The sequence below is a fragment of the Eubacterium sp. AF36-5BH genome (assembly GCF_003460505.1).
Classification (GTDB): domain Bacteria; phylum Bacillota; class Clostridia; order Lachnospirales; family Lachnospiraceae; genus Eubacterium_G.
In genome coordinates this window covers 166,372-178,642 of sequence record NZ_QTVG01000003.1, presented here as the reverse complement: position 1 = coordinate 178,642, position 12,271 = coordinate 166,372, and the positions used below count along the sequence as shown (strand labels likewise).

Below are 12,271 nucleotides of genomic sequence, written 5' to 3'. Positions count from 1 at the left end.
ATGTTGGAAAAAGGGAATTTTATAAATAACAGATATGAGATTATTAATCCTGTTGGAGCAGGTGGTATGTCTGATGTCTATAAAGCAAAAGATCATAAATTAAACAGAAATGTTGCTATAAAAGTATTAAAAACAGAATATAGCAAAGATAAGAATTTTGTATCAAAATTCAGAGTAGAGGCACAGTCAGCTGCAAGTCTTATTCACCCTAACATTGTAAATGTATATGATGTAGGTGAAGATGATGGACTATATTACATAGTTATGGAACTTATTGAAGGCATAACTTTAAAAAAATATATTGAGAAAAAGGGCAAGCTTTCTTTTAGAGAGACAATTAGCATAGCAATCCAGATTGCCAACGGAATTGAGTGTGCCCATAACAATCAAATTGTTCATAGGGATATTAAACCACAGAATATTTTAATATCCAGAGAAGGCAAGGTAAAAGTAACAGATTTCGGTATTGCAAGGGCAGCATCTGCCAATACAATTAACGGAAATGCAATGGGATCTGTGCATTATATATCTCCTGAACAGGCAGGCGGACAATATGTTGACGAGAAAAGTGACATATATTCCCTTGGTATTACAATGTTTGAAATGTACACAGGTCGCGTTCCTTTTGACGGAGAATCAACTGTGTCAATTGCTCTTAAGCATATTCAGAGCAATGTGCCAAGTGTACGTGAATATGTACCAACGGTGCCTGTAAGCATTGAGAAGATTATTCTTAAATGTACACAGAACAAAGCTGACAGGAGATATCCAAAGATATCATTACTTATATCAGATTTAAAAAGAGCTTTGGCAGAGCCAAATGTTGATTTTGTACAGTTGGACACATCAAACATTGGTGGTTCAACAGTCATGATTACAGATGATGAAATTAACCAAATTAGAAAAGGCTCAAGTGATAATAGAAAAGATACAGTTGAAGATACTTTAGATGACGAAAACGATATTGATAAATTAAATCCTAAAATGGACAGAATTGTGTCTGTTGGTGGAATTATTATTGGAATTATCGCTTTATTAATTGCAACTGTAGTAGCAACATTATTTATTAGTGATAATAATTTTGATTTCGCAAAAAAAGCAGAAACAGTAGAGGTTTCAACTGTTCCATCAGATAAGACTATTGTACCTAATGTTTTAGGTCAGACTTTAGATGATGCAGAACAATTACTTCATAAAAACTATTTAGGATATAAATATGATTCAAATTATGTATATAGCGATATTTATCCTAAAGATACAATTGTTTCACAGTCTATTGATTCAGGAAAAATGGTTGATAGAAACGAAACAGTTACTTTGGTAGTAAGTAAGGGAGCAAAGAAAATTACAGTTCCATCAGGTATTGTAAATTCTTCATTGGAAACAGCCAAAGATACAATCAAAAAAGCAGGTCTTAAAACTGAGGTTGTATATGAATACAGTGACAGAAGTATTGATGTGGTTATTTCATGTTCACCATCAGAAAGAGCATCTGTTTCAAAGAACAGTATTGTTACTTTAAAAGTAAGTAGAGGAAGAACAGTAAGGGATAATCAGAGTGTATACACAGTGCCTAATTTAGTAGGAATGGAACAGGGAAAAGCTCAGGCTAAGATTTCATCATCAGGATTTGGCATTGGTGCTGTTAGAGAAGTTTACGATGAAAAAATTGAAAAAGGAATTGTTATCAGACAGACTCTTAAAGCCGGTACTTCAATCCCATCAGGGGCTACAATAGGTTTAGTAGTAAGTAAAGGACCGGAAAATCCAGAAGAGTACAAGGCAACATATACATTTGCTTTGGAAGATTTAGTTGACTCTGATGGAAATCCTATTACAGAAGGTGTTGTAAGTGTTGCTGTTGACGAAGTTTTACAGAAAGTAGACAAAAAACACTCAGATGTTTCTAAGTGGGATGGAGATTACACAATGGACTTAACCAGCGAAACAAAGGGGAAAGCTACTATTGAGTTGTTCGTAAATGGAAAGAGTGTAAAGAAAGATACAGTTAAATTTAAATAGAAAAGCCCACCCGTAAGGGTGGACTTATCTATGTGAAACTAAAATACACAAACATATAATTTGCTAAGGTGGATATTTATAATATGCACAAGTGATTTGTCAAGGCAGATTATTTATATTAAGTATAGGTGATTCGTCACAGTAGATTATTTATTAAATACAAGTGAGGGTGATATTATTAAAAAGCAGGGCAAGATAATAAAAGGAATAGCGGGATTTTATTATGTAATAGCAGAGGAAAATATATACGAGTGTAAGGCAAAAGGCGTTTTCCGAAATAAAAAGATAAAACCGTTAGTAGGTGACAATGTTGAAATTGACATTATTGATGAGGAAAAGAAAAAAGGTAATATAACTTTAATAAAAGAAAGAGAAAACGAATTAATGAGACCGGCTGTTTCTAACATAGATCAGGCTATGATAGTTTTTGCGGTAAAACAACCGGATCCTAATTTGAACCTTCTAGACAGATTTCTTGTAATGATGGAGTATCAGAATATTGAAACTATTATATGCTTTAATAAAAAAGATATTGGCAATGAAGAATATATGGATTATCTGAAAAATATTTATAACCTTGCCGGATACAAAGTAATATTTGCCAGTGCCACAGAAGACGAAGGCGTGCATAAAGTAAAAGAACTTTTGAAGGGAAAAACAACCGTTTTTGCAGGTCCTTCAGGTGTTGGGAAATCTTCAATGCTCAACACATTGACAAAAGATTACACAATGGAAACAGGAAGTGTAAGTGAAAAAATAGGAAGAGGCCGTCATACAACAAGACATTCTGAAATGTTTGAGATTGACAAGGATACATTTGTGTTTGACACGCCGGGATTTAGTTCACTGTTTGTTCCGGGAATGACAAAAGAAAAGTTAGAGGACTGTTTCCCAGAATTTGGAGAACATCTTAATAATTGTCGTTTTGTAGGTTGCGCTCACAATAACGAGCCGGACTGTGCTGTAAAGGATGCTTTAGAGGAAAACAAAATTGCACAGTCAAGATATGATAATTATATTTTAATGTATAACGAATTAAAAGAAATGGAAAAACAGAGATATTAAAATAAGAAATAAATAAGGAGAGAATTATGATTAAATTATCACCATCAATTTTATCAGCAGATTTTGCAAATTTAGGACAGGACGTAAAAAGAATCGATGTAGGAGGCTGCGATTGGATTCATGTGGATGTTATGGATGGAATTTTCGTTCCAAATATTTCTTTCGGTATGCCTGTTATTAAGGCAATCAGAAGTTACACATCAAAATTTTTTGACGTACACTTGATGATAAAGGAACCAATCAGATATATTAAAGAATTTAAAGCTGCAGGCGCAGATTTGCTTACAATACATGTGGAAGCCTGTGAGAACGTAAAAGAAACTATTGATGAAATCAAAAAACAGGGCATGAAAGTGGGCTTGGCGATAAATCCTGAAACAAAAGCAGAAGAAGTGTTCCAATACATTAATGATGTTGACATGGTTTTAGTAATGACAGTACATCCGGGATTCGGTGGTCAGTCATACATAGATGATTGTACAGACAAGGTAAAAGTAATTAGAGAAAAAGCAAATTCAGAAAATAAAGATTTGCTTATACAGGTAGATGGTGGAATTACAACAGCTAATGTTGAAACATCAATTAAAGCAGGTGCCAATGTAATAGTTGCAGGTTCGGCAGTATACAAAGGTGATGTGGAAGGAAATATTAAAAACTTTAAAGAAATCTTTGAAAATGTAAAATAAATATTAGATAAGATAACATGAGTTAGTACAGCGTACTCTATTATAGATGTGCTTTATTGTAGTCTTTTAAGTGGAATAGAAGGTAGTGGCTCATAAAGTTTTTTAGATATGAAAAAAGAAAAAAATATTACATAAAAAGCGTAAGATTAGAAATGTTAATCTTACGCTTTTTATGTAATGGTGAGAATGTCGCAAACAACATCCTCTATTATATAATAGTAAATTTTCGGAAAATTCTACTACATAATAATTAAACATTAAATCTAAATGTAATAACGTCGCCGTCTTTTACAACATAGTCTTTACCCTGAAGACCAACTAAACCGGCTTCTTTTGCATCTTTCATAGAACCACATTTAATTAAGTCATCGTAGGCAACAACTTCTGCACAAATAAAGCCTCTCTCAAAATCAGTATGGATTTTGCCGGCAGCCTGTGGAGCTTTAGTTCCTTTCTTGATTGTCCAGGCTCTTGTTTCATCTTCGCCTGAAGTAAGGTAACTGATAAGTCCAAGAAGAGAGTAACTTGCCTGAATTAATTTATCTAATCCTGACTGCTTAATGCCTAAGTCTTCTAAGAACATTTGCTTTTCATCGTCGTCAAGTTCTGCAATTTCCTGTTCGATTTCTGCACTAATAACAAAAACTTCGCAGTTATTGTCTGCTGCAAATTTTCTAACAGCGGCAACATGGTCATTTGAGTTGCCATCATCAGCTAAATCATCTTCTGAAACGTTAGCTGCAAAAATAACAGGCTTAGCTGTTAATAAGTTATATTCCTGAAGCCATGCAAGTTCATCTTCGTCTTCAGTTTCAAATTTGATAGCAAGATTTCCATCTTCAAGGAATTTCTTCATTCTTTGCTGGAAATCAAGTTCTTTTGCAAGTGCCTTGTCATTTCTTGCGCCTCTTGTTGTCTTTGCAATTCTTCTTTCTAATATTTCAACATCAGAGAAAATTAATTCAAGATTAATTGTTTCAATATCTCTAATAGGATCAACGCTTCCGTCTACATGGATAACGTTAGTGTCTTCAAAACATCTTACAACATGTACGATAGCATCAACTTCACGAATGTTGGCAAGAAACTGGTTTCCTAAACCTTCACCTTTTGAAGCTCCTTTTACAAGTCCTGCAATATCAACGAATTCGATTACGGCAGGAATAGTTTTTGCTGAGTTGTACATTGCTGTTAATTTATCTAATCTCTCATCCGGAACAGAAACAACACCTACATTTGGATCAATAGTACAAAAAGGGTAGTTTGCTGATTCAGCACCGGCTTTTGTTAAAGAATTAAATAAAGTACTTTTACCTACATTTGGTAAACCAACTATACCTAATTTCATTTTTTATTCCTCCATTCTTTGGTAATACCAAAGGTAAGTTTATCATATTTTTACAAGTGGGGCAATGCACAATAATAGATATTAATAGTTATGGTAGGGTGTGCAATAATATTTGCTTGGGGTTGAATATATTTCCTGTAACTGATAAGATAAAAAACAGAAAAAATGTGATCTTGCAATACGAAGTTTCTGTTCCGGTATAAGGATTAGTTATTTACCATAAATATGAATCTTATATATAAAGTTGTTGTAATGTGAGATCATTAGCAAAAATAAGGAGAGACATATGGACATTCAATTTCCAAATTTACACATTAATATAGAAAATTTACCTAAGAGTTTTAATTTCTTTGGGGTGGATATCGCTTTTTACGGGTGCATAATTGCCCTGGGTATGATTTTAGGCATTGCACTTGTTTGTTATATAGCAAAGACTTCAGGTCAGGACTATAACGAATACATTGATTTTGCGTTATATGCCATTATTTTTAGTGTAATCGGAGCAAGATTATATTATGTAATTTTCAGTTGGGATTATTATGGAAAACATCCAAACGAAATATTAAATATAAGAGAGGGTGGACTTGCAATTTACGGTGGTGTAATAGCAGGGGTACTTGTATGTTTAATATATACAAGGGTGAAAAAAATTTCGTTTAAAAAAATTGCAGACACTGCAGTATACGGTTTAATACTTGGACAGATTATAGGAAGATGGGGCAACTTCTTTAATAGAGAAGCTTTCGGTGGGGTAGCAAAAGACTCCAGCCCATTAATGATGAAAATATTCTTCGGTGACAAATACAGCATATCTCAGGTGCCTGATGCAGTAAGACAGGGGATGGAAACATTAAAAGGCAAAACATTAAGTGAAATAGGATATATACAGGTACAGCCAACATTTTTATACGAATCCCTTTGGAACCTGTGTGTTCTAATATTAATGCTTACTTTTAGAAAAAAGAAAAAATTTGATGGCGAGATTTTATTATGGTATTTACTTGGCTATGGAACAGGCAGAGCCATTATAGAAGGTATGAGAACAGACCAGTTAATAATGCCTGTAACGGGGTGGCCGGTATCTCAGGCATTGTCAATAGTAGTTGCGGCGGTAGCACTGACTATAATAATTGTTAAACGTGTGCAGATAAAAAGAGCACAACAGTAATAAAAATATGAAAAAAATAATAAATGATATAAAGTAGATTATAAACTGAATTAAAAATTAAATAAGAAATTAAATAAGAAATAACTGAAAAGAGAAACTGTTATGTTGATAACACCTAGTGTGTAAGTCGACCTGACAGTTTTTCTTTTTTTGCTATTTGTCAAGCTTAGGAGGGAACTATATTTTTTATTTTTGCACAGAAATGGTTAAAAAATATTTTTCCCCACAAAAATATGAAAAAATAGGAAAAATTCCCCACCAGGCGTAAATTATCATGTGAAAAATAGAAAAACAGCCCTATTTATGGGAGAAAATACCACAAAATTAATTTCATAAAAAATAAAAAAATGGTTGCAATAATGATGGAAATGGTATAGAATTTACCTATGAGTGGTGAATTTTACCCATAAAGTGGTGAAAAGTGGTGGAAATATTAGGAATTAAGCAGAAGACAAGAGTAGGTGAGTTATATGTTTACAGGTGAACAAACTCAAAAAATGGATACTAAAGGCAGAACAGTTATCCCTTCAAAGATAAGAGATAATCTTGCCGAAAGACTTGTTGTTACAAGAGGTATTGACAAGTGTCTTTTTGCATACCCTGAAACCACATGGAAAGCTTTACAGGAAAAGCTTAGTAGTTTACCATTTACCGACAAAAAGGTAAGAAGTTTCAATCGATTTTTCCTCGGTGGTGCGGAAGCCCTTGATGCGGACAAGCAGGGACGTGTGCTTGTACCTTCAACATTAAGGGACTATGCATCTTTAACAAGCCAGGTTGTCTGGGTTGGCGTAGGTGATCACATTGAAATTTGGGATATAGATAAGTGGAATGAACAGATGGATGAATATCTGTTAAGCGAAGACGCAGAAGAGAAGATTGAAGATTTGGCAGATTACATGGCAGGTCTTGGAGTATAAGAATTAAGTAATGGAAAGAAGGTCAATATGGATTTCAAACACATATCAGTTCTTTTGGATGAAACCATTGATGGCTTAGATATAAAACCTGACGGAATATATGTTGATGGAACATTAGGTGGTGGTGGTCATTCATACGAAATATTAAGGAGACTGTCACCGAAAGGAAGACTGATTGGTATAGATCAGGATGGAGAGGCTTTAAAAGCAGCAGGAGAGCGTTTAAAAAAATTTGAAAATCAAATTACATTAGTAAGAAGTAATTATTGTGAAATTGATAAGGTACTAAAAGAATTAAATGTAGAAAAAGTAGACGGCATACTTTTAGATATAGGAGTTTCCTCATATCAGTTAGATAATTTAGAAAGAGGTTTTTCTTATAAATCAGATGCACCTCTTGATATGAGAATGGACACAAGACAGGAACTTACAGCAGCAGATGTTGTAAATACTTACAGCGAAAATGAATTATTTAAAATAATAAAAGACTACGGAGAAGATAAATTTGCAAAGAACATTGCAAAACATATTGTTTTAGCTAGAAAGGAAAAGCCTTTAGAAACTACAAAGGAGTTAAGTGAAGTAATTAAAAGAGCTATTCCAATGAAGGTTCAGGCAAAGGGTGGACATCCTGCCAAGAAAACATTTCAGGCTATTAGAATTGAAGTTAATCAGGAATTAACAGTATTAAAAGAATCTATTGATAAGATGATTGATTTGTTAAAACCAAATGGAAGAATTTGTATTATAACTTTTCATTCACTAGAGGACAGAATTGTTAAGACAAAGTTCAGGGAAAATGAAAATCCATGTACTTGTCCACCAAATTTCCCAGTGTGCGTTTGTGGGAAAAAGTCAAAAGGAAAAGTTATAACAAGAAAACCAATTATTCCATCAGAAGATGAGATAGAAGAAAATAAGCGGGCAAAAAGCTCAAAGCTAAGGATATTTGAAAGGTGTTAAATATGAACGGGGTAAGAAGCAATTATACAAGTGAATTTGTTTATGGTAATATAGCAACTCAGTCTGTACCAAGTAGAGAACAGATTGAGGTACAGAGAAAACACAAAAGACATACAGTTGAACAGGAAGAAATTAAAGGGCTAGCAATGAGTGCACCTTTAGTTGTATTTTTTGCAATTGTAACAATGGTGTGTTTGGTTATGAGTGTAAGTTATTTACACATGCAGTCAAACATTACAGCAACAAGAGACAGTATCTCACAGTTAAAAAGTCAGATTAGCACAGTGCAGTCACAGAATAATGCGTTAAATTATTCAATTAACAGCTATGTTAATGTTGACCATGTTTATAAAGTGGCAACAACTAAGTTAGGTATGAAACAGGCAACTGACAAACAGATATCTACTTACAAGGCAAGTGACAGTGGATATACATTACAGTATGGAGATATACCAAGAAAGTAATTATGAGTGAGAGAAGACAAGTAAGAAGGAAAAAACCAAGATTAAGATTTAATAAGAGAATGGGTAGAAATCTGGGAATTATTTATGTAATAATTGTCGGATTTTTACTTGTATTATGCGGAAAAATTGCATATATAAATGTGGCAAAAGGTAATACTTATTCAATTCAGGTATTACAACAGCAGAGCTTTACCAGCAGGGTTATACCCTTTAAACGTGGTGATATAAAAGACAGAAACGGTAATGTGCTTGCAACAAGCGTTATGGTTTATAATCTTGTAATTGACTCAAAATTAATCATGAATAGTGAAGACAATAAATATTTAGAGCCAACAGTGGAAGCTTTAACTAAATATTTTGATTTTAATAAGGAAGACTTGATAACAAGTATTAAGGAGCGAAAAAACAGCAGTTATTGGGTGGCAAAAAAAGAATTAAAATATGAGGAAATAGAAGAGTTTCAGGATTATGTTGCGGGAAAACTTGCTAAAACAAAAGAAGAAAAGGAAACAGTAAGTAATGTGAAAGGTGTCTGGTTTGAAAAGAACTACAAGCGTATGTATCCGTATAATACATTAGCATGTAGTGTTCTTGGATATTCCAACCTGAATAATGAGGCATCAATGGGAATTGAAAGCAGTTACGGAGAACAGCTTAACGGAATTGCAGGGCGTGAATATGGCTATATGGATGCTGAAAATAATATGGAAACAGTAGTTAAAGACGCTACTAATGGAAACAACGTTATTTCTTCTATAGATATGAACATACAAAGAATTGTTCAAAATGCCATGAAAAAATATATGAAGAAATACAATCCTAAAAGACTGGCAGTTGTTATTGCAGATCCAAATACAGGTGAAATATTGGCAATGGGTGATGACACTACTTTTAATTTGAATAATCCTACGAAAAGGCCTACAGGTTATACAAAGGCACAGTGGGACAAGTTTTCAAGAAAGAAAAAGTCAGAAGCCTTAAATGAAATTTGGAATAACTTCTGTATTACAGATTCTTTTGAACCGGGTTCTACAGCTAAACCATTTACAGTGGCTGCGGGAATTGAGGAAAATTTAATTAATCAGAAAACAAAATTCACATGTGATGGTCATGAAAAAGTAGACATATACACAATTGACTGTCACGATAAAAGTGGTCATGGATTAATTGATGTTAAGACAGCGGTAGCACAGTCATGTAACGATTACATGATGTTTATTGGTAGAAAGTTAGGCACATCATTATTCCAGCAGTATCAGGAAAGATTTGGTTTTGGCATGAAAACCGGAATTGATTTACCAGGTGAAACAAGAGGTATTGTTTATGATAAGAAAAGTGGTATGAATGCTGTGGACCTTGCAACAAACTCATTTGGTCAGAACTTTACAGTAAACATGATACAGATGGTGTCAGGATTTTCTTCATTAATTAATGGAGGTTATTATTATGAACCACATGTCGTAAAACAGGTGGTAACAGAAAATGGTGATTTAGTTAAAAACTATTCAAAAACATTAATAAAAGAAACTGTAACAAGAGATACTTCTGAATTTATAAAGAAATGTTTAAGAGAAGTAGTATTAACAGGTACAGGTAAAACAGCAGCCATACCGGGATATACTGTTGGTGGAAAAACAGGTACAGCCGAAAAAGTATACACATCAGGTAAGGTAAAAGGAAGAATTAAAAATCAGTATATTCTTTCATTTATAGGTTGTGTTCCTTGTGAAAATCCACAGGTTGTATGTTATACAATTATGGATAGCCCAAAGGATAATACAGAAGCAACAGCGTACAACACAGAATTTTGGACATACATTATGAAACAGGTATTGCCATATATGGGAATAGAAAAAACAGAAAAAGAATAGAATTATAAAAAACATTCTGGAAGCGGTAATTTGAATAAAGTTAAAACAATTAACCGAAAATTATTACTGATTTATGTTTGGGGAATAATTTTATTTTTAGTTTTGGTAACAGGAAAATTAGTATATTTAATGGTCTTTAAATCCCAATATTATACGAAAAGAGCCGTTGAGGTTCAGGAAAGAGAAAGAAGAATAAAGGCTCCACGAGGGGAAATTTTAGATAGAAACGGTAAGGTCATTGCAAGTAATAAGACAGTGTGTACCGTTTCTGTTATATATAACCAAATTAAAGAACCTGAAAAAATTATAGAAATACTAACAAAAGAATTAGAGCTTTCCAAAAGCGAAGTCTCTAAAAAAGTAAACAAAATAAGTGTAAGAGAAAAAATAAAATCTAATGTACCTAAAAGGGTAGGTGATAAAATCAGAAAATATAATTTGTCAGGGGTAAAGGTTGACGAAGATTATAAAAGGTATTATCCTTATGGAGGTTTAGGTTCAAAAATTTTAGGGTTTACAGGCTCTGATAATCAGGGGATTATTGGCTTGGAGATTCAATATGAAAAGTACCTGAAAGGAAAAGATGGGACTATTTTAACACCAACAGATTCAAGAGGCATTGAAATGAAAAATGCTCTTGAACAAAGAAGGGAACCTGTAACAGGTAATAGTCTGGTAACATCCATTGACTTGAATATCCAGCAGTATGCTGAACAGATTGCCTACAAAACCTTAGAAGTGAAAAAAGCAAATTATGTTTCAATTATTGCAATGAATCCGAACAACGGTGAAATATTGACTATGGTCAATGCACCTGAGTTTGATTTAAATAAACCATACAACTTAAATTATACAACTAATGAAAAATTTTCTTCTAAAGAAAAACAGGATTTACTTAATAGAATGTGGCGAAATCAATGTATTAATGATACTTATGAACCGGGTTCTACATTTAAAGTAATAACTTCCACAGCAGCTTTGGAAAATAATCAGGTGACAATGGACACAAGATTTAGCTGTCCGGGCTTTAGGATTGTGGACGATAGAAGAATAAGGTGTCATAAAACAACAGGTCATGGAAGTGAAAATTTCCTACAGGGAGTTATGAATTCCTGCAATCCGGTTTTTATAGACGTAGGATTAAAGGTAGGCAAGGAAAAGTTTTATGAGCAAATGAGAAAATTAGGGCTAATGAACAAAACGGGAATTGACTTGCCAGGGGAAGCCTCAACAATTATTCATAAGCTGAAAAATGTTGGTAACGTTGAATTGGCAACAATGTCTTTTGGACAGTCGTTTCAGATTACACCTATGCAGTATCTTGTTGCAGCAAGTGCAGTGGTTAATGGTGGAAAAATTGTCACACCTCATTTTGGTGTTAAAGCCATAAACAGCAATGGAAAAGTTGTAAAACAATTTAAGTACAAAAATAAGAACAACGTTGTATCTAAAAAAACATCAGATACAATGAAATTTATCCTAGAAAAAGTAGTTTCAGAAGGAACCGGAAGCAAAGGAAAAGTGGAAGGATACAAGGTTGGAGGGAAAACTGCAACTTCGCAGAAACTGCCAAGAGGTTCAGGAAAATACATAGCATCTTTTATGGGTTTTGCTCCGGCAGATAATCCACAAATAATAGCAATGGCAATTATTGATGAACCAAAGGGGATATATTATGGTGGGCAGGTTGCTGCTCCGGTAATAAGTGAGCTATACAAAAATATTCTTCCATATTGGTTGGAAGAAAAGAAACAAGGAGAGTAA

10 protein-coding genes are annotated in these 12,271 nt (G+C 33.6%); 9 read left to right on the top strand and 1 reads right to left on the bottom strand.

Annotated elements, in window-relative coordinates:
• The 3 genes from pknB (at position 1) to rpe (ending at position 3,773) form a co-directional block, all read left to right on the top strand.
• Positions 1-2,022, top strand: coding sequence for a Stk1 family PASTA domain-containing Ser/Thr kinase (gene pknB / locus DW006_RS03740; RefSeq protein WP_117999112.1), 2,022 nt, complete (start codon positions 1-3; stop codon positions 2,020-2,022).
• A 174-nt stretch (positions 2,023-2,196) separates the two neighbouring features.
• Positions 2,197-3,087 (top strand): ribosome small subunit-dependent GTPase A, encoded by an 891-nt coding sequence (rsgA, locus tag DW006_RS03735; RefSeq protein ID WP_347475051.1) that lies wholly within the window; start codon positions 2,197-2,199, stop codon positions 3,085-3,087.
• 26 nt (positions 3,088-3,113) lie between these two features.
• Positions 3,114-3,773, top strand: a complete 660-nt coding sequence (gene rpe, locus DW006_RS03730) for a ribulose-phosphate 3-epimerase (RefSeq protein ID WP_117999110.1) — start codon at positions 3,114-3,116, stop codon at positions 3,771-3,773.
• Between the two features lie 250 nt (positions 3,774-4,023).
• On the opposite strand, the gene ychF is transcribed toward rpe, so the two are convergent.
• On the bottom strand, positions 4,024-5,121 hold the full coding sequence (gene ychF / locus DW006_RS03725; RefSeq protein WP_117999109.1) for a redox-regulated ATPase YchF: 1,098 nt from the start codon (positions 5,119-5,121) through the stop codon (positions 4,024-4,026).
• Between the two features lie 286 nt (positions 5,122-5,407).
• On the opposite strand from ychF, the gene lgt reads away from it, so the two are divergent.
• The 6 genes from lgt (at position 5,408) to DW006_RS03695 (ending at position 12,271) form a co-directional block, all read left to right on the top strand.
• A complete protein-coding gene (lgt, locus tag DW006_RS03720) occupies positions 5,408-6,289 on the top strand; it encodes a prolipoprotein diacylglyceryl transferase (protein ID WP_117999108.1) in 882 nt (293 codons plus the stop codon).
• A 470-nt stretch (positions 6,290-6,759) separates the two neighbouring features.
• Positions 6,760-7,209 (top strand): division/cell wall cluster transcriptional repressor MraZ, encoded by a 450-nt coding sequence (mraZ, locus tag DW006_RS03715; RefSeq protein WP_117999107.1) that lies wholly within the window; start codon positions 6,760-6,762, stop codon positions 7,207-7,209.
• Between the two features lie 27 nt (positions 7,210-7,236).
• Positions 7,237-8,172: a 16S rRNA (cytosine(1402)-N(4))-methyltransferase RsmH gene (rsmH, locus tag DW006_RS03710; RefSeq protein WP_117999106.1), complete on the top strand. Its 936-nt coding sequence runs from the start codon at positions 7,237-7,239 to the stop codon at positions 8,170-8,172.
• 2 nt (positions 8,173-8,174) lie between these two features.
• The gene (locus tag DW006_RS03705; protein WP_117999105.1) at positions 8,175-8,636 is read left to right on the top strand and encodes a hypothetical protein; all 462 of its coding nucleotides are present in this window, start codon (positions 8,175-8,177) and stop codon (positions 8,634-8,636) included.
• 2 nt (positions 8,637-8,638) lie between these two features.
• The gene (locus DW006_RS03700) at positions 8,639-10,507 is read left to right on the top strand and encodes a penicillin-binding protein 2 (protein WP_117999104.1); all 1,869 of its coding nucleotides are present in this window, start codon (positions 8,639-8,641) and stop codon (positions 10,505-10,507) included.
• A 129-nt stretch (positions 10,508-10,636) separates the two neighbouring features.
• The gene (locus DW006_RS03695; protein WP_117999218.1) at positions 10,637-12,271 is read left to right on the top strand and encodes a penicillin-binding transpeptidase domain-containing protein; all 1,635 of its coding nucleotides are present in this window, start codon (positions 10,637-10,639) and stop codon (positions 12,269-12,271) included.

Excerpts from the sequence above, each read along its gene's own strand:
- DW006_RS03700 (WP_117999104.1), top strand. The coding sequence starts at position 8,639 with ATGAGTGAGAGAAGACAAGTAAGAAGGAAAAAACCAAGATTAAGATTT.
- DW006_RS03695 (WP_117999218.1), top strand. The coding sequence starts at position 10,637 with ATGGTCTTTAAATCCCAATATTATACGAAAAGAGCCGTTGAGGTTCAG.
- lgt (WP_117999108.1), top strand. The coding sequence starts at position 5,408 with ATGGACATTCAATTTCCAAATTTACACATTAATATAGAAAATTTACCT.
- rpe (WP_117999110.1), top strand. The coding sequence starts at position 3,114 with ATGATTAAATTATCACCATCAATTTTATCAGCAGATTTTGCAAATTTA.
- mraZ (WP_117999107.1), top strand. The coding sequence starts at position 6,760 with ATGTTTACAGGTGAACAAACTCAAAAAATGGATACTAAAGGCAGAACA.
- rsmH (WP_117999106.1), top strand. The coding sequence starts at position 7,237 with ATGGATTTCAAACACATATCAGTTCTTTTGGATGAAACCATTGATGGC.
- ychF (WP_117999109.1), bottom strand. The coding sequence starts at position 5,121 with ATGAAATTAGGTATAGTTGGTTTACCAAATGTAGGTAAAAGTACTTTA.
- DW006_RS03705 (WP_117999105.1), top strand. The coding sequence starts at position 8,175 with ATGAACGGGGTAAGAAGCAATTATACAAGTGAATTTGTTTATGGTAAT.
- pknB (WP_117999112.1), top strand. The coding sequence starts at position 1 with ATGTTGGAAAAAGGGAATTTTATAAATAACAGATATGAGATTATTAAT.